The 21,788-nt window shown below is 71.0% G+C and carries 16 protein-coding genes; 8 read left to right on the top strand and 8 right to left on the bottom strand.

Going from position 1 to position 21,788, the window contains the following annotated elements; genetic code table 11:
* Positions 1-6: 6 nt before the first annotated feature.
* Positions 7-5,733, top strand: a complete 5,727-nt coding sequence (locus tag AB0J46_RS45015; protein ID WP_364341585.1) for a hypothetical protein — start codon at positions 7-9, stop codon at positions 5,731-5,733.
* A gap of 259 nt (positions 5,734-5,992) precedes the next feature.
* Here AB0J46_RS45015 and AB0J46_RS45010 read toward each other — a convergent pair whose 3' ends face one another.
* Positions 5,993-6,904 carry a LysR substrate-binding domain-containing protein gene (locus tag AB0J46_RS45010; protein ID WP_364341583.1) on the bottom strand — a complete coding sequence of 304 codons (912 nt, stop codon included), beginning with the start codon at positions 6,902-6,904 and terminating at the stop codon, positions 5,993-5,995.
* A gap of 228 nt (positions 6,905-7,132) precedes the next feature.
* Here AB0J46_RS45010 and AB0J46_RS45005 point away from each other — a divergent pair, with 228 nt between their 5' ends.
* Positions 7,133-8,893, top strand: coding sequence for an adenine deaminase C-terminal domain-containing protein (locus AB0J46_RS45005; protein WP_364341581.1), 1,761 nt, complete (start codon positions 7,133-7,135; stop codon positions 8,891-8,893).
* 123 nt (positions 8,894-9,016) lie between these two features.
* A complete protein-coding gene (locus AB0J46_RS45000; protein WP_364341579.1) occupies positions 9,017-9,637 on the top strand; it encodes a DUF6198 family protein in 621 nt (206 codons plus the stop codon).
* Positions 9,638-9,649: 12 nt separating this feature from the next.
* On the opposite strand, the gene AB0J46_RS44995 is transcribed toward AB0J46_RS45000, so the two are convergent.
* Positions 9,650-10,225 carry a hypothetical protein gene (locus tag AB0J46_RS44995; protein WP_364341577.1) on the bottom strand — a complete coding sequence of 192 codons (576 nt, stop codon included), beginning with the start codon at positions 10,223-10,225 and terminating at the stop codon, positions 9,650-9,652.
* A 130-nt stretch (positions 10,226-10,355) separates the two neighbouring features.
* Between AB0J46_RS44995 and AB0J46_RS44990 the strand changes: the two genes are divergently transcribed.
* Both AB0J46_RS44990 and AB0J46_RS44985 read left to right on the top strand, forming a co-directional pair.
* Positions 10,356-10,916 (top strand): RNA polymerase sigma factor, encoded by a 561-nt coding sequence (locus AB0J46_RS44990; protein WP_364341575.1) that lies wholly within the window; start codon positions 10,356-10,358, stop codon positions 10,914-10,916.
* Positions 10,913-11,593 carry a hypothetical protein gene (locus AB0J46_RS44985; protein WP_364341573.1) on the top strand — a complete coding sequence of 227 codons (681 nt, stop codon included), beginning with the start codon at positions 10,913-10,915 and terminating at the stop codon, positions 11,591-11,593. The genes AB0J46_RS44990 and AB0J46_RS44985 overlap by 4 nt, the downstream gene beginning before the upstream one ends.
* A 54-nt stretch (positions 11,594-11,647) precedes the next feature.
* Here AB0J46_RS44985 and AB0J46_RS44980 read toward each other — a convergent pair whose 3' ends face one another.
* The 3 genes from AB0J46_RS44980 to AB0J46_RS44970 form a co-directional block, all read right to left on the bottom strand.
* A complete protein-coding gene (locus AB0J46_RS44980; protein WP_364341571.1) occupies positions 11,648-12,850 on the bottom strand; it encodes an ATP-binding protein in 1,203 nt (400 codons plus the stop codon).
* Positions 12,851-12,933: 83 nt separating this feature from the next.
* Positions 12,934-14,445: a glycerol kinase GlpK gene (glpK, locus tag AB0J46_RS44975; RefSeq protein ID WP_364341569.1), complete on the bottom strand. Its 1,512-nt coding sequence runs from the start codon at positions 14,443-14,445 to the stop codon at positions 12,934-12,936.
* Between the two features lie 21 nt (positions 14,446-14,466).
* Positions 14,467-15,273: an MIP/aquaporin family protein gene (locus AB0J46_RS44970; protein ID WP_364341567.1), complete on the bottom strand. Its 807-nt coding sequence runs from the start codon at positions 15,271-15,273 to the stop codon at positions 14,467-14,469.
* A 110-nt stretch (positions 15,274-15,383) separates the two neighbouring features.
* Between AB0J46_RS44970 and glpD the strand changes: the two genes are divergently transcribed.
* Positions 15,384-17,066: a glycerol-3-phosphate dehydrogenase gene (gene glpD / locus AB0J46_RS44965; RefSeq protein WP_364341565.1), complete on the top strand. Its 1,683-nt coding sequence runs from the start codon at positions 15,384-15,386 to the stop codon at positions 17,064-17,066.
* Between the two features lie 28 nt (positions 17,067-17,094).
* Here glpD and AB0J46_RS44960 read toward each other — a convergent pair whose 3' ends face one another.
* From AB0J46_RS44960 to AB0J46_RS44950, 3 genes are all read right to left on the bottom strand, one after another.
* Positions 17,095-18,081 carry a S66 peptidase family protein gene (locus AB0J46_RS44960; protein ID WP_364341563.1) on the bottom strand — a complete coding sequence of 329 codons (987 nt, stop codon included), beginning with the start codon at positions 18,079-18,081 and terminating at the stop codon, positions 17,095-17,097.
* Complete coding sequence (locus AB0J46_RS44955; RefSeq protein ID WP_364341561.1) at positions 18,082-19,221, bottom strand: ThiF family adenylyltransferase; 1,140 nt, start codon at positions 19,219-19,221, stop codon at positions 18,082-18,084. It lies immediately after the preceding gene.
* Between the two features lie 147 nt (positions 19,222-19,368).
* Positions 19,369-20,577, bottom strand: a complete 1,209-nt coding sequence (locus tag AB0J46_RS44950) for an MFS transporter (protein WP_364341559.1) — start codon at positions 20,575-20,577, stop codon at positions 19,369-19,371.
* 176 nt (positions 20,578-20,753) lie between these two features.
* Between AB0J46_RS44950 and AB0J46_RS44945 the strand changes: the two genes are divergently transcribed.
* Both AB0J46_RS44945 and AB0J46_RS44940 read left to right on the top strand, forming a co-directional pair.
* Positions 20,754-21,200, top strand: a complete 447-nt coding sequence (locus AB0J46_RS44945) for a hypothetical protein (RefSeq protein ID WP_364341557.1) — start codon at positions 20,754-20,756, stop codon at positions 21,198-21,200.
* Between the two features lie 67 nt (positions 21,201-21,267).
* Complete coding sequence (locus AB0J46_RS44940) at positions 21,268-21,780, top strand: hypothetical protein (protein WP_364341555.1); 513 nt, start codon at positions 21,268-21,270, stop codon at positions 21,778-21,780.
* Positions 21,781-21,788 lie beyond the last annotated feature (8 nt).

The raw sequence follows: 21,788 nt of genomic DNA, 5'->3' as shown, positions 1-21,788 counted from the left end.
TCGTCCATGGGGTTCGACGGGTTCCTGGTGCCCGACTTCGCCAAGCCGTACGTCGGCTGGGTGGTCGGCATGGACTGGCCGGAAGGGGACGAGACCGGCTGCTTCCGGCTGGCCGACGCGTGCGTGATCGCCGCGCACCGGATCGTCGAGGGCACCCGCGCCGACCTGCCGGGCAGCGCGCGCAGGATCGGCAAGGACTGGGACGGGGAGGCCCATCTCGCCTTCGCCGCCCACGTCGACAAGGTGGCGGGCGGTCAGGTCGCCCTCGCGGTCAAGCGGCTCGTGGACGCCGCGGTGGCGCTCAACGGCGTGGGCGTGCAGATCCAGTACGCCAAGTACATGATCGAGGTCACCGTCTGGCTGTTGATCATGCAGCTGGGGTATCTGCTGGCCGCGGCCCTGGCCACCGGCGGGGCGAGTCTGGCGCTCGTTCCACCGCGGCTGCAGCTCGCCCGGCTGACGGTCGCGCAGATCGCCCGGCAGTGCCGGCGCAACATCCTGCTGTTCGCCGGGATCGTGGCCGGCATGGACCTGGGCATCCAGGGCACCCAGATGTTGCAGGGCCGCAGGGACGACATCGATGTCCAGCAGCTCGTGATCTCGGCGGTGAGCGGCGGCGCCATGGGCGGGCTCATGGGGGTGGTCTCGGGCGGGCTGAGCCGTCTGGCCACGCCCACGCTGCGGGCCGGGCTGACCAGGGCCGAGATGTCCACGGCCGAGAAGCTGCTGGCGGCGGCGCACTCGTCGTTGTACGGCCAGGCCGCGCAGTTCGCCGTGACCGGTGGCATCACGACGGCCGGCTCCATGCTGGTCCAGGGCAACTTCAGCTGGGACCTGCTGGCCAAGGGCATCACGTCCAGCGCGCTCGGCGCGGACGGCCAGCACCTGGCCTCGCCGCTGCCGCACGGCGCCGACGGCCCGTCCGCGCCCCACTCGTCCTCTTCGTCCGGACATCCGCTGTCCGGCCCGGACGGCGGGAACGGGCACGGGCCCAAGACCGGCGCCGACACGCTCCTGGCGGCGGTGAACCACAACCAGCGGACCATCGAGTCGCCCGCCTGGCACAGCCCCGACCTGCCGTCGGAGGTGCTCCAGGGCCTGACGTCCCAGCTGGCCTCCGCCGACCCGGGGCTGCCGAAGCCGGAGATCCATCCGCCTCGCGTCGTCGAGATGGGAGCCCTGGGCGAGACGGCCGTGCACGACGTCAGGGTGCCGGCGGACCCGAGGGCGGCGGCGCACGCCATGACCGCCGGGATCACGGGGATCGTCCCGCGGGAACGAGCCGTGATCCGCCTCTGGCTGGCGGAGGCGCTCGCCAGCAGCGACCGCGAGGTCTGGACCAACCACCTCCAAAGGGGCGTGGCGCTCGGCGTCGGCGACAAGGTGATCTACCTCAAGCTCCGGCCGAACGAGTTCACGCACGTGGAGCAGCCGAGTCTGCCCCCGGAGAAGCCGGTCGCCTTCGGCGGGGACGGCGTGGAGGGCAAGTCCTCGCGGGGCTCCTCGCTGGATCGGACCGCGGGGCTGATGAAGGGGCTCTACCACTCGCCGGACGAGGCCGAGGCGAACGCCCTGCCCCGTTCGGGCGTCACCAGCACGGCCCGGACCACCAACACGAACGGCGTGGAGGTCATCAGCGGGCACAAGGCCATTTCCCCCGCCCATGACTACTTCGCCGCGGACATCGTCCTCGACGTCTACCGCAACGGCGAGCGGGTCACGCAGACCGCGGCGGTGCCGGACCTCTCGCTGACCATCCCCTTCCCCAAGCAGTTCACCCGGGAAGGGCCGCTGCTGAGCACCGACCACCCGTCGCCGCTCCCCCGCCACGAGGTGCCGGAGGGAGCGGGGCACAAGTTCCGTGACCACGGGATCGCGATCACCGGGCTGGACGTCACGCCTCTGGTACTGGAGGTGCAGCGCCGGGGGCTGGCGGCGGGGCTGCCCGCGGGCGAGGTGGTCAAGATCACTGACCATCTCACCTCCACGCTGCTCAGCGAGCAGGGGATGAAGAACCGCAGCCAGTCGATGTTGTCGAGCGGGGTCTCCTCCGAGGCGATCCGGTACAAGACCTCGCTGCTGCGGTCGGAGGAGGACTCCGTCCGGATCACCAGCGAGATCACGCGGGTCGAGCCGATCGACGGAGGCGGGCGCGCGCCGGTCGAGACGATGTTCCGGGACGACCTGGGGCGGCGCGAGAGCGAGGGCACCTCGCACCGGCAGGGCGCGAGCGTCGGCGTCCACGCGGGCGGCAAGATCGGGTTGCCGCTGGGCGAGCACGCGGAGGTCGTCGCGCGGGCCGTCGGCGGGGTCGGTTACGGGACGGACCACGTCACCTCCACCAACCGGGCGCACGGCAACCACACCGTCCTGACCAGGCTCGGCGACGTCACCATGTACGACGCCCGGATGCGGCTGCAGGTCGAGACCGAAAGGCTCGGCGCCTTCGAGGTGGAGGTGAACGCCGAGCTGATCGTCCCGACGCGCGACGCGTCCCGGATGGAGCAGGACGTCTTCGGGCACGATCTGCGCCCGCTGGGCGAGTTCAATGACATCCAGCGCAAGCTCGCCGACCTCCACCGGGAGATCGACGACGTGGGGACGGAGTTCACGCTGAACGAACCGGTCGGCGAGTACCCGGCCAGGGGCGAGCACCCCAACCGCGGCTACGACCCGCACGTCCTGGAGCCGGAGACGCTCGCGGCCGGTCGCGGCACGGGGCTCGGCAGCGGCGTCCGGGTGCATGGCGAGACGCTGCTCAGCGCGGAGCTCCGCCAGGCCGTCGACCAGGCGCTGCCCGACCTCCCGCCGGAGATCAGACGGCAGGTCGTGCGGGACCTGGAGAGCCGCTTCGGCGCCGTGGCGCTGGAAGCCGACCTGACGCACGCCCTCCACGGCATCAGGTACGACAGGACGATCGGCGGCTACACCATCGAGATCCTGGCCGAGGGCACGCTGGGCCGGCGGCACGAGGTCGGCGCGTCCGACCTGACGGTCAACGAGCGCCGGATCACCTCGCGCACCGACACCAGCCAGCGGGAGAGCTCCCGCACGGGCCGTGCGGAGGTGCGTGGGGTCGCGCGTCTCGACGTGACGGAACGGCTCAAGATCGACCCGGTCAACCTGTCGCTCACCGGGAGCGGCACGAAGTCGGAGAGCACCGGCTTCTCCTCGGGTCACACGAGGTACGACCGCACGGAGACCAGCGGCGGCTTCACGATCACGCGGGATCTGTCCTTCGACGTCAGGATGAGGATCTCGCGGGACGGCACGGAGACGCTGAACACCTCGTGGGAGGTGCACGGCAGCAGGGCGGAGATCCTGGTGCCGGACGTCCACCTGCCGCAGCGGCCGGTGCTCGCGCAGGACGTCGCGCATCTGGGACGGGTCGAGTCGTCCACCGAGCGGCCCGCCGACCTGTGGCGGCCCGGCGCCGACGAGTTGTCGGCCATCGTCCGGATGGGGGCCATGCCCGACCTGCCCTCGACGCTGGCCGGGGCCTACAACCGGTGGGCGGGACTGCCGGCGGCCGCGGAGCGGCTGGACGTGCCGCCGGTGTTCGAGACCGCCACCGACGTGATCAACCTGGAGACCATGATCACGTCTCATCCCGACGGCCTGCACTACACCGTGTCGGACCGGGCGGGAACGCGGCACGACCTGCACGTCAAGGCCCATGTGGCCGACGTGCGGCACGTCAAGTCGGAGAGCGGGGTGGAGCACGAGAGCTACTCCAGCAGCAACTCCAGGGCGCTGGACGGCGAACGCGGCAGGCGTGCGGTCGGCGGCCACGCCAGGACCGGCCTGCGCGTCACCCTGAGCGACGGCGAGGCCGCGGGGGCCGCGCCCGGCGCCGGGGAAGCCGGCGGGACCGAGCGCAAGGTCGTGGCGCGAGCGGGGGTGCACGGCGCCGCCAAGCGCAGTGCCGTGGAGAGCTCCTACCTGGGCAGCAGCGACGTCTCGCGGGTCACCTACTCCGACGGCAGCACCTCCCACTGGTACCGCGCGGACCTGGTCCTGGAGGTCACCCCCAGCAGGACCAGCGGAGGAACGGTCGAGCAGGGCCCGACCACGTACGTCCGGGTGGAGGACATCGTGGACCTCGTGCTGCCCGACGAGGTGGCCCGCCGGCACGGGCTCGACGGCCCGCAGGCCGTGGAGCCCGTCAGGCCGGCCGGGGACACGACGCGGGCCTACGTGGCGCCCGAGGCGGCGCTGAACACCGCCTACGTCCAGCACCTCGACGCGGAGGGCGTGTTGCCGCAGATCGTGGAGCTGCTGCGCCGCGACGGCCTCCTCCTCCCCGGCCAGGAGCTCACGAACCACCCGGTGGCCGAGCACCTGCGCGGCAACTACGGCCAGGACGCGCTCGGCACCAAACTGGGCGAGCTGCGCGGGAACGGCGTGTCCTCCTGGTTGTTCGTCACGGACGAGAACGGCCGGGTCACCGAACGCGTGGGCATCCGGGTCACGGCCGAGGTGGGCGACGGCGTACACGTCGGTGAGCGTCCTGACACCGGCCTCATGCTGCGCAACGAGCGCCTGAGCGGCGACCTGAGCGTGCGCGAGGCGGGGACGGACCATGGCGCGGAGGCGATCGCGCGTTACATGGAGTCCTCGGGCGGCGAGCTCAGAGGAGGCGAGGCGGGGTTCGCGAACTCCCGCGACTCCCACACCGTGGACGGGGAGGGGACGATCGCGAAGGCGATCAACCGCTACCAGACGCGCGAGGCCCCGCAGGAGTTCCGGCATCCGGTCCGGTACGAGGTCACGCTCGAACACGTCCCGGTCCGCCCGCTCCTGGAGCCCGTGCAGAACGTGGCCCGCAACGTGCTGCTCAAGGTGGGCGAGATGACCGGGCACGACGGCGCCGGAAGGCTGCTCGACCGGCACGCCGGGGTCACCGAGACGTCCCGGGCGGTCGTGGACGGCGAGGTCGGCGTCCTGGTGCCGGGCCATCTCACCACGGAGGTGCCGCATGGCACCCCGGTCGCGGGGCGTACACCGGTCGCCGCCGCTGATCCGCGCTGGGCGGAGGCGACGGGGCCGAACCGCATGTCCGCCACCCTGGGCGACGGCGTGCCCAGGGGGGACGTCAGCCAGGTCGCGTTCCCGGCCGCCTCGCTGGTCGAGGAATGGGCGCCGCTGAGCGCGGTGCCGCCGAGGCTGCGGGGCGAGGTCCCGTCCCTGGCCGACCGGCCCGACGGGTTCGAGCTCTCCCGCCCGGCCGGGATGTCACTCGCCGAGGCCACCAAGGAACGGACCATGCGCGCCAACCTGGATCAGTTGCTCGCGCACGAGTACGAGATCCCCGGGATCGGCAGGGTGGGCATCGACGTCACCGGGGCCCGCGAGATCACCACCGCGCTGGTCAAGCAGCGTGTCTACGCCCAGACCATGAGCACGGTGGGGCACGGCCAGGAGCAGGGCCGGGGCGTGGCGGCCCGAGCGGGCGGGTCCGCCGGGGCGCAGGACGGGGGCCTCGGCTTCGGCGGCGTCGGCGGCAGCGTGAAGACGGCGGACGAGGCCGCGTCGCGGAACGCCAACATCGTCGAACGCAACTTCCTGGAGGAGACGCACGACAACACCTACCTTGAGCTGGATGTCTCCCTGGTGTTCTACGGCAAGGACAAGCCCCTGACGGTGGACGTCGCCGGCGGCCTTCATCTCCGGCTCACCGCCGACGGACTCGCCGCCTTCGAGGCCGCGCACCCCGGCGTGATCGTACGCTGACCCCCTTTTCCATGTGGCGACAGACACGGAACCGCCGGAGAATGCAATTCGTCGAATTGACCGGCTGACAGCCGGCGACTACCGCAGTCTCGTGGGCCAATTGAACGAATTCAGGACCGCGCACCTCCGCCAGGACCCCGGCGGACGTGAAGATGAAGGAGTTCCAGGAGGTCTGGCCCATCGCGCGGATGTATGACGACCTCGAATTCGGCCGCTTCATGGACGAGATCATGCGCGCCGAATGTCCTTGACGAGTTCGTCAAAGGGGTGGGTGGGCCACGGATTCCAGGGTTTGGATGATTTCTTCGGCGAACAGCAGAGCGGCCGGGCCTGGGCCGTGTTTCTCGCGGCGGACGAGCGAGAGGATGTTGTTGCTGAAGGCGCGGTCGCGCACCGGGCGGAAGGCGAGGGTTCCGTTGTGGTGGTCCTCGGCCATGTCGAACCTGCTGAGAAAGGCGATGGCCTCCCCCGCGGCGGCCAGGCGTTTCATCGTCTCGATCGAATTGGTGTGGAAGGCGGGCTCGACCTTCAGGCCGGCCTCGGCGAAGGTGTCGGCGATGATGCCGTGGATCACCATCGAGCGGTCGGCGAAGATGAGCGGGTAGGCCGCGCACTGGGCCAGGGGGATGGATTCCAGGCGGGCCAGCGGGTGGGCGGGGGCGATCACCGCGCCGAGCCGGGTGTCCATCTGCCAGCACAGTTCGAGCTGCGGCGAAGACGGGACGTTGAATCCGAGGCCCAGGTCGGCCTCGCTGTCGGCCACCGCGCGGAGGATCTCGTGGGTGGACAGGGCGCGGATGGAGATGCGCACCTCGGGGTGGCGGGCGTGGAAGTTCACGGTGGCGGTGGAGACGATGCTGCTGGCCAGGCCGGTCATCGTGGCGATCACCACCTCGCCGCTCGGCAGTGACTGCAGGTCGCGGATCTCCGTCACGGCCTCGCGGTACTCCTGGAGCGTCCTGCGCACGTGGGCGAGGAGGACCTCGCCTGCCGGGGTGGGCCGCATGCCGCGCGGCAGGCGTTCGAACAGGGGCTCGCCGAGTTCTTCCTCCAGGAGCAGGATCTGCCGGTTGATGGCCGACGGGGCGACGTGGAGCCTCGCGCCGGCGGCCCGGATGGAGCCGTACCGCGCCACCTCGTCGATGTAGTGCAGCACGCGTGAGTGGAGCATGGGGCCTCCCTGGGCTGGACCGTGCGCAAAAAGAGTACAGTCCGTGCGAAAACGGCTGCTTGCCAGCAACGGTGCCGTGCCATTTCATAGCCACAGCGCGTACGAGCGACACGGCCACGGCGGCCCTGTGCTGAAACTCCGCGACCGGCTGCCGGCATCCCGGAGCCGCGTCCTCGGGTCTCGTTCCGCGAGCGGAATCCAACAGCCCAGCAATGAAGCGAGGAAATCATGCTCCAGCAGGAGAAGACGAGCCAGGCCGGTGGGACGGACCGGGTCTCGGTCCACTACGACCACGTGCGGGCGGTCTTCGACATCCTGAGCGGGGAGAGGGAGGCAGATCTGCTGCTGCGCAACCTCAGTGTGCTGGACGTGCACAGCGAGAGCGTCTTCCAGGGTTCGATCCTCGTCTACAACGAGCGGATCATCGCGTTGAACCCGGACGAGTCGATCGTGCGGGTCCGCGAGGTGTTCGACGGCCAGGGCCTTTACGCGATCCCGGGGCTGATCGACGCGCACCTGCACTTCGACGCCCAGCTGGCCCACCCGGCGGCGTTCGGGGAGGCGATCGTCCCGAGCGGCACGACCACCATCTTCGCCGAGACCCTGGACTTCGCCAGCGCGGCCGGTGACGAGGCCGTCGAGGCCGCCGCGGCGCTGTTCAAGGACTACCAGAAGCTGCCCTACCGGATCTACGCCTTCGCGCCGGGCAAGAAGACGTCGGTCGAGGTCACCGACGCCATGCTGAAGATGGACCCGGTGATCGGGCTGGGCGAGCTCGCCCACCTGTCCTACATGACGGGCAACGAGGACGACTTCCGCAAGTCCGCCCTGGGCCGCGCCAACGGCGGCTTCGTGAACAGCCACTGGGGCGTGACGGCGCTGCCCGACATGCTGCTGAACTACATGCCCGCGATCGGCGCGCACAACAACCACGATGTCTGGAACGAGGACGACATCGAGAAGAGCATCCGGTACGGCTTCCAGACCCAGATCAAGTTCGGCGTCGGCAGCCCCGAGGTGATCAAAACCATGCTGCGCGCCATCGTCAAGCGCCGCTGGCCGGCCGAGAACTTCCAGATGTGCGCCGACAACATCTCGGTCGACCGGGTGCTGACCAAGGGGCACATCGACTGGGTGATCTCCCTGGCCGTCGAGATGGGCCTCAACCCGATCCAGGCGATCAAGATGGGCACGCTGTACTCCGCGCGCTCCTTCGGCATGGACCACGACTTCGGCTCCCTCGCCCCGGGCCGCTTCGCCGACATCGTGCTGACCGACAGCCTGTCGAAGATCAACCCGTTGTACGTGTTCAAGGGCGGCGAGCTGGTCGCCAAGGACCGCAAGCTCCTCAAGCCGGTCGATCTGGACTATTCGGTCATGGTGCAGGAGCCCCGGCCCGGCCTCACCGACCTGGCTCCAGAACAGCTCGACCTCACGCCCATCGAGATCTCCGAGGACGGAAGCCGGGCGAAGGTCCTGCTCTTCGACGTCTACGGACGCGGCCACCTGAAGTTCTCCCAGGAGGTCTGGGTGCCGTTCGCGGACGGCGCCGTCGTGCCCGAGGTGGACGGTGTCACGCTGAACCGCATCTCCGTCGTCCAGCGGTACGCGGACGGCACCCGGCACGTCGTCAACGGGCTGTTCAAGGGGGTCTCGATCGACCGGGGCGCCGTGTCGACGTTCTGGCCCGCGCCCTTCGCCTACTTCGTGGTGGTCGGCAGCGACAGCGCCGAGATGTGCGACAACCTCAGGCAGCTCGACGCCTTCGTCGGCGGCTGCCTCGTGACCGAGGGCGGGCAGGTGCAGGCCGCGCTGCCGCTCGACATCTACGGCGTGATGGCGGACATGAGCCTGGCCGAGCTGGTGGACGCGACCCGGTCGATCGACGCCGCCCTGGAGAAGCTGGGCAACCACAACGAGGGCGAGCCGGTCGTCAACAAGCTCCTGACCCTGTTCATCTCACTCGACCGCTTCGGGTTCATGGTCTGAACCGTGCTCTGAGAAGCGGACACCGCGTCGTCCGGCAGGCTCCGGCCGGAACAGCTAACAGCCAAGGAGGCAACTGTGCTACAGCATGAACAAGAGGCCGGAGTCGTCGACACCGGAAGTCTGGTGCGGCGTTGGATCACCTACGGCGCCGGCATCTACCTGCTGACCCTGGGGGTCAGCCTGGCCATCAGGGCGGGGATCGGCATCTCGCCGCAGAGCAGCCTCACCCGGACGATGACCCTGGTCTTCCCCTCGATCAGCCAGGGGACGTTCAACTTCGCCCTTGAGCTGCTGATGTTGCTGCTGACCTATCTCGTCCTGCCGAAGGACTTCAAGCTCAGGAACTTCCTGGCGTTGATCCCGGCCCTGGTGCTGGCCACGTTCCTCGATCTGAACCTGATGCTGACGAGCTGGATCGCGCTGGACGCCTACGCCGCCAAGTTCGTCCTCCTGGTGGTCGCGGACGCGACGCTGGCGTTCGGCCTGTTCCTGATGATCCGGGCCAACCTGGTGCTCATGCCGGTCGACATGTTCGTCAACACGCTCTTCAAGCGGACCGGCTTCAAATGGGGCAACCTCAAGACCGGCTTCGACTGCACATTGCTGGTGGTCTCCGCGGCGATCGGGCTGATCTTCCTGGGCGGCCCGCAGTTCATCCGCGAGGGGACCATCATCAACGGCATCCTCGTCGGGCAGTACATCAAGCTCTACTTCTTCCTGTTCAAGAAGTTCTCGCGGTCCTGAGCCCGGCGATCATCACCTGAGCTCCTCCAGGATCGGACGCCGCCGAGCGGAGGGGACGCCGGCGGCGTCCATCGCGCGGCGCAGCAGGCCGGGGTCGAAGCCGTGGGCGCGCAGGTGGCCGACGAGCGGGCCGTACCGGTCGGCGCGGTCGCGCAGGAGCTCGGTGGCCAGCCGGATCTCCAGCCGGACCGCCGGCACCTGGTGCGGACCGCACGCGACCAGGACGTGATGCCGCCACGGCCCTTCGCCGACGCATTCCAGGGCGTCCGAACCGGCCTGCCGCTCGACGGTGCTGAGCTCGACCTCCACCCCGTTCACCGCGAATCTGGCGAAGTACTGGTCGCTTTCCGGGAGCCAGGCGGGGGCGTGGAGGCAGCGGAACGGCGCCAGGGCCGCGGCGAACGCGTGCAGTTCCGGCCGGCCGGGCATCAGGAGGTCGATGTCCCCGGCAGGCAGCTGGACGCCTTGGAGAAGCGCCGCGCCCGTGCCGCACAGGCGGTAGCGGACGGCGGCGCCCGCGGCGTCGAGGGTCATGGCCAGCGCCGTGGTGACGTCCGCCCGGCTCAGTGATCTGTTTCCGTGGCCCATGCCGGGCAACGTAGCAAGACCGCGCCCCGCGTCGTCAGAGACGGCGCGGGGCGTCTGTTCTGTCGGCTCTCATAACGTTTTCTCGGCTACTGACCAAGAAGGGGTGTAATCGACGAAGGGAGCACGGCCGGTGCGTCGCAAACAGCCGGATATCGCCACAGATCCGGACGCTTTCGAAGCCTTCTACCGGCGCCACGTCGATGCGGTCACCTCATTCCTCGCCCGCCGGGTCGATGATCCCCACACGGCCGCCGACCTGGTGGCGGAGGTGTTCATGGCGGTGCTCGACTCCGCCCACACCTACCGGCCCGGACGCGGCAGTGAGATCGCCTGGCTGTACGGCGTCGCACGCAACACGCTCTCCGCCGAGCGGCGGCGGGCGTACAAGGAGTTGAGGCTGGCCGATCGGGTCGGCGGGCGACGGCATCTCGACTCCGACGACGTGGCCGAGCTCGTGGCGCGGATCGACGCCGAGAACCTGGCCAGGCGGGCCTTCCAGGCCATGGCCGGACTGCCCGACGGTGACCGCGCGATGCTCGAACTGGTCGTCATCGACCAGCTCACGATCAGCGAGGCCGCCACCGCCCTGGGCATCCGGCAGGGAGCCGCCCGGGCCAGGTTGCACCGCGCCCGCCACGCGCTCATGGACGTGCCGGAGATGGCTCCCTTCGTCATGGAAGGAATCCGATGAACTTCAAGGAGCACGTACTGATGGAAATGAAGGCCGAGATCGAGGCCCGCAACGGGGCCCGGCGCCGGCGCACCAGACGGCGCCTGCTCACCGGCGCGGCGGTGGCCGCCGTGGCGGCAGCCGCGGCGGTCGTGACGCCGTTCCTCAACGGTTCGGACGCCCCCGCCTACGCGCTCACCAAGAACACCGACGGCACGATCACGCTGCAGATCAACGAGTTCCGCGACCCCGCCCAGGTGGAGAAGGACCTGGAGGCGCTCGGCGTGCCCTCCGACGTCTCCTACCTCAAGCCCGGCACCCGCTGCGCCCCCGACCGCGCCCCGGCCGACGCCGGCCCCTCCTTCACCAAGGAAGAGCTCCAGAGCAAGGACCCCGCGGTCCGGAAGAGGATCAAGGAGGCGATCGAGAACACCCCCAACGCGAAGACGTTCCGGATGGGCGGCGGCCAGGTACGGATCGACCCCAAGCGCATCAAGACGGGGCAGACCGCCGTCCTGGAGTTCACCGAGAACGGCGACCAGACCTCCGGCCCCGAGAAGCCCAGGGCGTTGTGGCAGTTCAGCGGCTTCCTGGTCGACGGGCCGGCCAAGCCCTGCAAGGTGATCGACGACCCGTCCTGGGACCAGATGCCCGACCCGAAGGAGCACCCGGAGGCGTACCCGCCGCCCGGCATGTGAGCGACCCGCCCCGCAGGCGGCCCGCGCCCGGATCGGGGGCCGGGCCGGGCCGCCTCAGCGGCCGGGAAGGCTGATCGTCACGGACAGGCCGCCGCCCTCGCGCGGGGTCGCGGTCACCTCGCCGCCGTGGGCCTGGACGACCGCGCGGACGATCGACAGCCCGAGCCCCGAGCCGTTCGCCGAGTCCACCCGGTCGGCGTTGAGCCGACGGAACGGCTCGAACAGGCTCCCCACCTCGTACGCCGGCACGGGTTGCCCGGTGTTGGCCACCCTGACGACGACCTCGCCCCTCAGCGTCTCCTCCGTGCTGATCCAGACCTGCCCGTCCTGCGGGAGGTTGTACTTGATGGCGTTGTCCACCAGGTTCCCCACGGCGTGTTCCAGGAGGACGGGGTCGCCCGCCATCGTGGTGCCGCCGAGGCGGGAGATGACGGTCACGCCGCGTTGGTCGGCGACGGGCGTCAGCTGTTCCACCGCCGTCAGCGCCACGTCGTCGATGTCCACCGGCTTGCGGCGCGCGAGTTCCCGTTCGCTCCTGGCCAGGAGCAGCAGCCCTTCGATGAGCTTCTCGTTGCGCGCGTTGACCTCCAGCAGGGTGCGGGCGAGGGCCTTGAGGTCGGGTGAGGCCGCCGGGTCGGAGAGCGCGATCTCCAGGACCGTGCGGTTGATGGTCAGGGGCGTGCGGAGCTGGTGGGAGGCGTTGGCGACGAAGCGGCGCTGGGAGTTGAAGGCGCTGTTGAGCCGGGTCAGCATCGAGTCGAAGGTGTCGGCCAGCTCCTTCAGCTCGTCGTCCGGGCCCTGGAGGTCGATGCGCTGGTGGGCCAGCGTGCTCTCGGACAGTTTGCGGGCCGTCGCGGTCATCTTGGCGACGGGCCGCAACGCCCGGTCGGCGACCAGGTAGCCGAAGACGAGCGCGAACAGGCCGACGCCCAGCAGGATCAGCACGGACTGCTGGACCATGCGGCTCAGGATCTGCTCGTCCAGCTTGACGGCCTGGATCTCGATCTGGTGCCGCCAGACCGTCACCAGCTCGTCGGGGGTGCCCGGCGGCACGTCCAGTGAGAACTCCACGCCGTCGAGCACCGCGCGCAGCAACAGGTAGGCGACGGTGAGCAGGAGTGTGCCGCCGACGAACAGCATGGATCCGTACGTGAGCGTCAGCCGGGCGCGGATGCCCAGCCTTCCGAACAGCGCCGCGGCCCTGCCGGGCGGAGCGTGGCCACCAGGGGTCCGGCCGGCATGGGACGGTAATCGCACGCTGTCTCCTTCCGCTGGAGACCTCATTCTGGGCGCCGCCCCGGTAAGCGCACGGTAAGGGCGTCGCGCGCCTTCGGCGGCGGTCAGGTCTCCCAGTCGAGGGTGCGGCTCACCGCGCGTTTCCAGCCCTCGTACCCCTTCTCGCGCTGCTCGTCGGTCCACTCCGGGTTCCAGCGCCGGTCCTCGGCCCAGTTGGCGCGCAGCTCGTCGGTGTCCTTCCAGTAGCCGACGGCCAGCCCGGCGGCGTACGCGGCGCCCAGCGCGGTCGTCTCGGCCACCACGGGACGGCTGACCGGCACGCCCAAAATGTCGGACTGGAGTTGCATGCACAGGTTGTTCGCGGTGACGCCGCCGTCGACCTTGAGCACGTCCAGCACCACGCCGGAGTCCTGCTGCATGGCCTCCACGACGTCCCGGCTCTGGTAGCAGATGGCCTCCAGCGTGGCCCGCGCCAGATGGGCGTCCCTGTTGTAGCGGGACAGGCCGACGATCGCGCCGCGCGCGTCCGGCCGCCAGTACGGCGCGAACAGCCCCGAGAACGCCGGGACGAAGTAGATCCCGCCATTGTCGTTCACCTGCCGGGCCAGGTCCTCGCTCTGCGCGGAGGACCGGATGATGTGCAACTGGTCGCGCAGCCACTGCACGGCCGACCCGGTCACGGCGATCGAGCCCTCCAGCGCGAACACGGCCGGCTGGCCGGCGAACTTGTAGGCGACGGTGGTGAGCAGGCCGCGCTCGGAGCGTACGAGGTCGGTGCCGGTGTTGAGGAGCATGAAGTTGCCGGTGCCGTAGGTGTTCTTGGCCTCGCCGGGCGAGAAGCACACCTGGCCGACGGTGGCCGCCTGCTGGTCGCCGAGGATGCCGGTGATCGGCACCTCGCCGCCGAACGCGCCGTACCTGCTGGTCGTGCCGTAGGAGGCGGGCTCGGAGGACGGGCGGATCTCCGGCAGCATCTCGCGCGGGATGTCGAAGAAGGACAGCAGCTCGTCGTCCCACTCCAGCGTCTCCAGGTCCATCAGCATGGTGCGGCTGGCGTTGGTCACGTCGGTGACGTGCACGCCGCCGCGGGCGCCGCCGGTGAGGTTCCACAGGGTCCAGGTGTCGGTGTTGCCGAAGACCGCCTCGCCGCGCTCGGCCGCCTGGCGCACGCCCTCGACGTTCTCCAGGATCCACTGGATCTTGCCGCCGGAGAAGTAGGCGTCCGGCCGCAGGCCCGTCTTCCTGCGGATGACCTCGCCGCGGCCGTCCCGTTCGAGCTGCGCGGCGATCCTGGCGCTGCGGGTGTCCTGCCACACGATGGCGTTGCAGTACGGACGGCCGGTCCGCGGGTTCCACACGACCGTGGTCTCGCGCTGGTTGGTGATGCCCACGGCGGCCAGGTCGGTGTCGTGCAGCCCGGTGCGCTGGAGCGCGGTCTCGATCACCGCGGAGGTCCTGGTCGAGATCTCGATCGGGTTGTGCTCCACCCAGCCCGCCCTGGGGAGGATCTGCTCGTGTTCGAGCTGGAACTTGCACACCTCCAGGCCGCTGTGATTGAAGATCATGAACCTGGTGCTGGTGGTGCCCTGGTCGACGGCCCCCACGAAATCGGGCATGGTCGTTCTCCTCCGTTCGGGTCAGACGCGGCCCGCGTCCTCGATGTCGGGCTCGGGCTCGGGGAGGAACCGGGCGATCATGAGCTGGTAGAGCCCGGCGCCGGCCAGGCCGCCGAGCAGGGGGCCGACGATGGGCACCCAGAAGTACAGGTCGCCGTACTGGTCGCGCCAGGCGCCGGAGTAGCCGGTGAGGTAGCTGGCCAGTCGTGGCCCGAAGTCGCGCGCCGGGTTGATCGCGTAGCCGGCGTCGGCACCCCACGCCATGCCGATGCCGACGATGAGCAGGCCGATGACCACCGGGCTGAGGTTGGCGCCGGGCGCGAGGTTGTGCGAGTCGGACAGGGCGTACAGGACGAACATCAGGATGGCGGTGCCGATGATCTGGTCGCGGAACCCGCCCCAGGCGCTGACCGGGAGCGAGCCGTTGCCGGGCAGGGTGGAGAAGACGGTCTGGGTCTTCAGCGTGTGCCCGGGGTCCACCTTGTTCAGCACCTCGGTGTAGTTCCAGCGCACCAGCAGCGCCCCGACGAACGCCCCCACGGTCTGCGCCAGCGAGTACGGCAGCACCTTGGCCCACGGGAACCCGCGGAAGGCCGCGAACGCGAGCGTGACGGCCGGGTTGAGATGGGCGCCGGTGATACGGCCCGCGACGTAGACGCCGAGCGCGACGCCGATCCCCCACGCCCAGGCGATGCTGTCGTGATCGCCGATGCCGGCCGCGACCACCTGGGCGACGACGCCCACCCCGAACAGGATGAGCACCATCGTGCCGGCGAACTCGGCGATGAGCTCACCGGCCAGTTCCAGGCGTTTGACACGTTCGACCACCGCTGTCCCCGCTTTCGTGGTGTCGGCGTTGTGTGCCATTCCCTGATCGGGGAAACGTATACGGATCGTGAGCGTTTGAGCACAAAGTGTTGTTCGGGGGATCCATGAACATGACCGGGGCGATGGACGCCAGGAACCGTCAGGCAGCCATCGACCGGCTGGCGGAGCAGTCCTTCGACGTGCTGGTGATCGGCGGCGGCGTGACCGGCGCGGGCGCCGCGCTGGACGCCGCCTCCCGCGGGCTGCGGGTCGCGCTGGTGGAGAGCCGCGACCTGGCCGCCGGCACGTCGAGCAGGTCCAGCAAGCTCATCCACGGCGGGCTGCGCTACCTGGAGCAGTTCGACTTCAAGCTGGTCCGCGAGGCGCTGAAGGAGCGCGACCTGCTGGTCTCGCGGCTGGCCCCGCACCTGGTCAAGCCGGTCACGTTCCTGTATCCGCTGCAGCACGGGTTCATCGAGCGGCCGTACGTGGGGGCCGGGCTGACCCTGTACGACACGCTGGAGGGCATGCGCCGGCCGATGCCCCGGCACCGGTACCTGTCGGTCAAGGAGTCGCGCCGGATGGCGCCCGGCCTCCGCGCGGACGCGGTGTCGGGCAGCATGATCTACTTCGACGCCCAGGTGGACGACGCGCGCTTCACCCTCACCCTGGCCAGGACGGCCGCCGCGCACGGCGCCGTGGTCGCCACCCGGACGAGGGTCGTCGAGATGCTGCGCGACCAGGGCGGCGAGCGCATCGTCGGCGCCCGCGTGCACGACGAGGAGACCGGCCGCGACCTCGACGTCAGGGCCGACGCCGTGGTGGTGTGCGCGGGCGTGTGGACCGACCCGATCAACGGGCTGCCCGGCTCGGCGCCGGCCGGTTTCAAGGTCAGGATGTCGAAGGGCGTGCACGTCATGGTGCCGGGCGAGGCCATCGACTCGGCCACCGGCATGATCATCCCGACCGAGAAGAGCGTGCTGTTCATCATCCCGTGGACGCGGCGGCGGTGGATCGTCGGCACCACCGACACCGAGTACGACGGCGACCGCGAGGAGCCGGCCGCCACCGGCGAGGACATCGACTACATCCTCGACCGCGCCAACGCCGTGCTGGCCCGGCCGCTGACCCGCGAGGACGTGGTGGGCGTCTACGTCGGCCTGCGCCCGCTGGTGGCGGCCGACGAGAGCTCGGCGACCACGAAGCTGTCCCGCGAGCACGTCGTGGACGTGCCGGCGCCGGGCCTGGCCACGATCGCCGGGGGCAAGTTCACCACGTACCGGGTCATGGCCAAGGACGTGGTCGACGCGGCGCTGGAGGGCTTCGACGTGCCGGAGTCGGTGACCGACCGGCTGCCGCTGATCGGCGCGGACGGGCTGCCGGCGGTGCGCGCGTCCGTACGGCGGCTGGCCGAGGACCACGACGTGGACGCCGACGTCGTGGAGCACCTCGTCCAGCGCTACGGCACGCTCGCGATGGAGGTGCTCGCCCTGGTCGACGACGACCGCTCGCTCGGCGAGCCGCTGGTGGAGGGGTGCCCGTGGATCAGGGCCGAGGTCGTGTACGCCGTCACGCACGAGGGCGCGCTGCACGCCGAGGACGTCCTGTCGCGCCGGACCCGGATGCTCATCGAGGCGATCCCCGCCGCGCTCGACGCGGCCCCGGTGGTGGCGCGGCTGATGGCGGGGCTGCTGGGCTGGGACGAGGCCCGGGTGGAGGCCGAGGCGGCGCGCTGCCGCACCCTGGTCGAGGCCGAGCGCAAGGCGCTGGCCGAGGCCACGGCCCCGCGCCGCGAGCCCGCCGCCGCGTCCTAGCGGCGGCGGGTCACCGGCCGATCAGGAGTCAGTGGCGGACGAGGGTCAGCGACGGTTCGGGGCCGACCGTCAGGCGGGCCCGGCCGCCGACCGGGAAGGTGGCCAGCGGGTTGGTGTGGCCGACGTCGACGTTGGCCAGGACGGGGACGTCCCGCAACCCCGGCTGCGTCTCGACGATCTGCTCAAGCAGGTCCCGGGTCATCCGGCTGGCCTGCTGGAACCGCCCGATCACCAGGCCGCGGACGGTCTCGGCGCCCGGGAGCTGGAGCAGCGAGGTGAGGTTGCGGGCGAAGATCGCCGGGTGGGACTCCAGGTCGTCCTCCACGATCAGCAGCGCGTCGTCGAGTGGCGGCATGTACGGCGTGCCCTGCAGCAGGTTCAGGGTGCAGAGGTTGCCGCCGATCACGCGCCCCTCGGCGGCGCCGGGCCGCAGCGGCCACCAGCCCTCGTTGGGCATCGGCTCGCGCCCGTCCTGGTCGAGGAACCACAGGTCGTCGGTCCAGTACTTCGACGCCCCCAGCTCGACCGGCGCGTCGCCGAACAGGACGGCGGTGAACCACTCCAGGGTCTGCTCGAAGTGGTCGCGCATCCCGAACGTCGACCAGTGGGGCCCCGAGTACGTGACCAGCCCGGCGCGGGCGAGGACGGCGTTCTGCAGGGCGGTGATGTCGGAGTAGCCGCAAAGGATCTTGGGGTTGGCCCGGATCAGCTCCCAGTCGAGGTGCGGCAGGAGCTCGTTGCAGTTGTAGCCGCCGATGACCGTCAGGATCGCCGCCACCGACGGGTCGGCGAAGGCGTCGTGCAGGTCGGCGACGCGGGAGGCGACGCTGCTGGAGTGGAAGGCGTCCCGCTCGTCGACGTGACGGCCGTAGGTGAGCGTCAGGCCCAGCTCGGCGAAGCGGGCGTCGATGTGCGCGGTGTGGTCGTGCTCCATGACCATCGCGCGCGAGCAGGCCGGCGCGACGACGCGGACGACGTCGCCCGCTTTGAGTTTGGGGGGATGGATGACGTCCATCTAGCGAAGCATAGGCGAGCCGCTCTCCGCCTCCGCCCACACGGCGAACGAGGCCGCGTCGGCGCCGTCGCCGCAGACCGGGCAGCCGTCCGGGTCGCGCGGCCACTGGGACATGACCTCCAGCTCGCCGGTCTCGAAGTGCACGTCGAGCTGGCGGCCCAGGGCGATCGGCTCGGCGTGGCCGGTGACCAGCCGGATCGCCTCGCCGGTGATCAGCGAGGCGATCAGTGCGATGTGCGGGGCGAAGGCGAGGGTGACCCGGCCGTGCTCGGCCCGCAGCGCCCCGGCGAGCTGGGCGAGGTAGCTGGGGTCGGCGCGCGAGTAGTACAGGTGCAGGCAGTCCATGCAGCCCGTCTCGTGCGGACGCACCGAGAACAGCCGGCCCCGGGTGACGAACGAGCCGCCGCACACGTACGGCACCCCCTCCTGCACGCAGCCCGCGTTCACCCGGCGCTGGGCGACGAACGGCGGCTCGTCGATCGCGCAGATCGCGACGTCGGCGGCCGACTCGATCCTGCGCTGCACGGCGGCGAACTCGACGCCGGGGTTCACCTCCCTGGCCGTCCGCGCGGCCACCGCGGTCTTGTACGCGCCGAGGTCGCTCTCCCGGTAGAGGAACTGCCGGTTCAGGTTGCTCAGCTCGACCCGGTCGTAGTCGACGGCGGTGATCCGGCCGAACCCGGCCGCCAGCAGCATGGGCAGGATGTACGAGCCGCCGCCGCCCAGGCCGAGCAGCACGCAGTGGGCGCCGCGCAGCCGGTCCTGCGGCTGCTCGCGGGCGGCGGACAGGCCGGCGTAGTGGCTGAAGTAGTTGACGTTGCCCTGGTAGCGGCGCGCGTCGCCGCCGTCGTACGGGCTGGGGCGGGCGTCCTCCAGGAAGCCGCGGCCGTCCAGGTCGCGTACGGCGCCGAGCACGTCCTCGACGCCGATTCCCGGGTGCGCCCGGCCCACGGCCGCGGCGACCTCGCCGAGCGTCCGGGTGCCGTCGAGCGCCTCGACGAGGGTCCAGAGTTGTCCGTACGGGTCGGTGAAGTCGACGGTGACGCCTGCCTGGGCGCCGATCCGGAACCGGGTGCCGTCCAGCCGGTACACCGGGTAGATGGGTTTGACGCGGATGAGTCTGTCGAGCGAAACGGGCATCTTCCTTCGTCCTTGCCGTCGGGTCGGAAATGGCCGGACGGGCATCCGGGGGGCGGCCGTACCCCCCGGATGCCCTCTTGCTGTCTGCCGCTGTCCGCGGCCTGTCGCCGGGATCAGAAAATGACCCAGCTCACCTCGACCGGCGCCTCAGTGCCCAGGTCGTTCATCTCGTACGTCATGCGATTCACCCCCTCTCGCGAATGTCCGGACCGGCCCGGAGACGAGACCGGCCACGCCTGCCGCGGCCACGAGGGCGGCGCCGAAGAGGAACACCGTCCTCGGTCCTGCCGCGGAAGCCAGGAGTCCCGCGAGCAGCGCGCCCACGGGGAAGAGCCCGAACGAGGCCACCAGCAGCGCCCCGGACACGCGCCCGCGCACCGCCGCGGGGAGCGTGGTGTGCACGACGGTGATCAGCAGCACGTTGCCCGCCGCGTTCGCCGCGCCCGCGCCCAGGAAGAGCGCCGCGGGCCAGACCCGGCCCTCGGCCAGGCCGACCGCGCCGAGCAGCGCGGCCTGCGGGAGCATCAGGAGCACCGCCGCCCGTACCGGGTTGCGCGGGGCGGGCAGCAGGCCCGCCGCGACGCTGCCCGCCAGCGCGCCGAGCCCGAAGGCCCCCAGCACGATCCCGTACGCGGTGGAGAACGTGGCCGGCGCGCTCTCGTGCAGCAGCGCCGGCAACCCGACCTCCAGGATCCCGGCGAACCCGAGATTGCCGACGGCGGCCAGCGTCAGGATGACCCTGAACAGCGGGAACCCGCGCACGACGGCCCACATGCCGGGCCCGCCGCGCCCCCGCTCCGGACGCACCCGGCCGGGGCGCGGCCGGACGAACCACAGGGTCGCCACCGACACCGCGAACGAGGCCGCGTCCACGGCGAGCGCCGGCCCCGGGCCCAGACGGGCGACGAACACGCCCGCGACCACCGGCCCGGTCAGCGCGACGGCCTGCGCGGTCGCGTAGTTGCGGCTGTTGGCGCTCTGGACCCGCGGCTCCTCGACGATGTCGGGGATGACGGAGAAGTTCGCCGGCAGGAAGGCGCCCCCGGCCAGGCCGAGCACCGCCGTGCCCGCCGCCAGCGCCCAGAGCCGGTCCGCGCCGTCCCAGGCCAGGGCGCACAGCAGCCCGGCGGCCGGGGCCCGCACGACGTCGGCCGCCAGCATGACCGGCCTGGGCGCCCAGCGGTCCGCGAGCGGGCCGCCGAGCACGAGCCCGATCAACCGGAAGACGCCGTAGACGGTCAGCACCGTGCCGAGGGTCGCGGTGCCGTGCCGCAGCAGCACGATCCCCGGAAGGGCGACGACGAAGAACTGGTCGCCGAACCCGGAGAACCCCTGACCGGCGATGAGCAACGCCAACGACGACACCCGAGAAGGGCGCCGCCCGCTGACGTGGCCGGTGCGGCCGGCAGGTATCAAGGACTCCGACGAATGACTCACGTAATACAGGGCGTTCCATCCCGTTCCGGACCCGTTCCATTCGCGACCGGCCCGCGCGTGCGTCGGCCGGCCCGCCAGACAAAGGGGATCTCGGCATGACGATCCGGAAGACGGCGTCTCTCGTCGGCTCCTGCTGCCTGTTGTGGCCGGCGACGGCCTGCACGGCCGCGCCACCGGCCGGTCCGGCGGCTGTACGGCGGGAGGCCACCCCGTCCAGCACGCCCTCTCCCGGTCATGAGGCCCTGCGCCTGCCTGGCATGGAAGCCGGGACCGCCACCGTGCTCAAGGCGGGGCCGCGGAAGGGCAGCATGGTCGTGGGCGACGTGCCGCCCGGCAAGGACGAGCTGTGGGTGCTGTTCCGGTGCCGGGGCGACGGCAAGGCGGAGATCATCCTGGAGCCGGGCGTCAACATGGCCTTCACCTGCCTCGACGACCTGATCAGCCCCGTCATGAACCGCCTCGACCTGGGCCGCAGGAAGACCCTGACGGTACGGGTCCAGGCTCCGGACTCGGTCGAGTGGGCCCTGCGCGTCACTCGTTGAGCACGTGCGGCGGCGCGCCGGGCGAGGCTCCGGGGCCGGGTCGGTCCCGGCGCCTAGGGTGTTTGCCATGGTCAAGTGGCTTGTACTCCTGCTGGCTTGCTCGCTGACCGGATGCGCCGGTCCCGTCGGGACGGCCGGGCGCACGTCGCCGTCCGCGCCCGCGCCGCCCGAATCCGCCGCGTCCGAATCCGCGCCGGACGGGTCCGCGCCGGACGGGTCGTCTCCCGGTGCCGCCGCGGGCGAGGGCGGGCGGGAGGTCGGCGGGTGCGCGGACGCCCGGTGCGAGGTCACCCTCCGGGCCGGCGACGTCCTGAAGTTCGGGCAGCGTCACGGGGTCTCCCGGTTCGCCGTCGCGAGCGTCCAGGGCGACAAGGTCACGTGGGAGGCGGACTTCACCGGGGGCGGGGACATGAGCTCCCAGGGCGAGCAGGGCGGCGCGTCCACCTGCAAGTTCGACGAGGGCGGGGGCTGCTCGGGCTACATCCGGGGCGTCACCACGCTCACCCTGAACGACGTCGTCCTGCGCTTCCTGTCCTTCGACCGCGGCCGCGCCGTCGTACGGGTGACACCGAAGCGATGACCGCCGGC

This window comes from Nonomuraea sp. NPDC049758 (genome assembly GCF_040674635.1).
Taxonomy (GTDB): Bacteria; Actinomycetota; Actinomycetes; order Streptosporangiales; family Streptosporangiaceae; genus Nonomuraea.
This window is presented reverse-complemented; position numbering and strand designations above follow the sequence as displayed.